1 protein-coding gene is annotated in these 1,369 nt (G+C 53.3%); it reads right to left on the reverse strand.

Annotation, left to right across the window (positions count from 1 at the left end):
- Nucleotides 1-258: 258 nt before the first annotated feature.
- Nucleotides 259-930: a DUF559 domain-containing protein gene (locus tag ACFPPD_RS21390; RefSeq protein ID WP_209744729.1), complete on the reverse strand. Its 672-nt coding sequence runs from the start codon at nt 928-930 to the stop codon at nt 259-261.
- Nucleotides 931-1,369: the final 439 nt, after the last annotated feature.

A 1,369-nucleotide genomic window follows, 5' to 3' on the forward strand; every position in this document is an offset into this window, starting at 1 on the left:
CCCCGAACTAACCCCCGAACTAAGCAGTGCTCCGCCTGCTAATGTTTTCCACTTCGATCAAAATGCAAATATGCAGTTTGATCAACCCCGTTTCTTGGCAATAGATAATCAACCTGCAAAAATGCAGTTTGATTAACCTGTATTCTCAAAATCGCGTCATAACTAGCAAACAAACTGTAGCTGGTGCAGGTTGATCAACGAAAATAGCGAAAATAAGCCAATCAACCTGCACTTTTGCATTTTGTTCAATCTCCTTCATTAAAAAAAGCTCAACCGATCCTGCCGTAGCTCGTATTCCAGCACTTTGCTTCCGGGATGGGCGTGAACGGGGGAGAGCCAGCCTTTCGCGACCATCGCGCGTAACCATGCGACAGCCGTTCGATGATTGGCTGGAAAATGCGACTCGACGTCTTTGGGCCGAATGCGACGGGGTAGAGTGAGCGCGAGGCGGACGATTTCTTTTTCGAATACGCCCATCCGAACGTCCGGGGAAGCGAGAGTCGATTGAAATTGGCTCAAAATCATGCGAAACAGAACGACGACTTGTTCGGGATGATTGGCGATGCTGTCGTAGGCGACGGATAATACGCGGTATCCGAGCCCTTGCATGTACAATTCGCGGTTTGCGTCGGCGCAAAACTTGTGGCGGTCCATCTCTTTAACGTGGCTGTTGAAGCCTTTGATTTCGATTACGAACTTCAGGAAGCCCATCCGGAACATGAAATCCGCGAAATAAGATTTTCCTCTGAAATCCACGATTTCGAACTCGGGATGCAGTCCATCGAAGTTGCCGTACAGCGGACACCAGACGTTCTCAAGAAACAGCTTTTCCCCGTGCGAGTGCCCTCGTTCCAACCGTCCCCGTCTTTCGCCGGTTCTCGCCCCCAGATGATGCTCGATAAACTCGGCGTGCGATTGCTCGAAACCCATATCGTCTACCTCCTCATATTAAAAACGAAAAAACGCCCCTCGGCCGCCGGCGGGCGGTTAAGGGACGTTCTTCGTCGCTTCTTGAAAACAGTGTATAGGAACGGGGTGGAAAAAGCTACTCGGGCTATCGAGTTACGGCCGGAGCGGCATTTCGAAACATGCTTCTTAGCAAGGGGGTGACGAGTAGTGGTACAACCGCACCGATTATTCATGGCCACCTCCGCACCGTACCGTACCGCCCCCATCCGACTCAGCATTCCTGTGCCCCCGTACCGTACCGCCCCATCCGACTCAGCATTCCTGTGCCCCCGTACCGTACCGCCCCCATCCGACTCAGCATTCCTGTGCCCCCGTACCGTACCGCCCCCATCCGACTCAGCATTCCTGTGCCCCCGTACCGTACCGCCCCATCCGACTCAGCATTCCTGTGCCCCCGTAC

This window comes from Cohnella suwonensis (genome assembly GCF_042655365.1).
GTDB classification, from domain to species: Bacteria; Bacillota; Bacilli; order Paenibacillales; family Paenibacillaceae; genus Cohnella; species Cohnella suwonensis.

Coding starts and splice junctions, on each gene's coding strand:
- ACFPPD_RS21390 (WP_209744729.1), bottom strand. CDS start 930: ATGGGTTTCGAGCAATCGCACGCCGAGTTTATCGAGCATCATCTGGGG.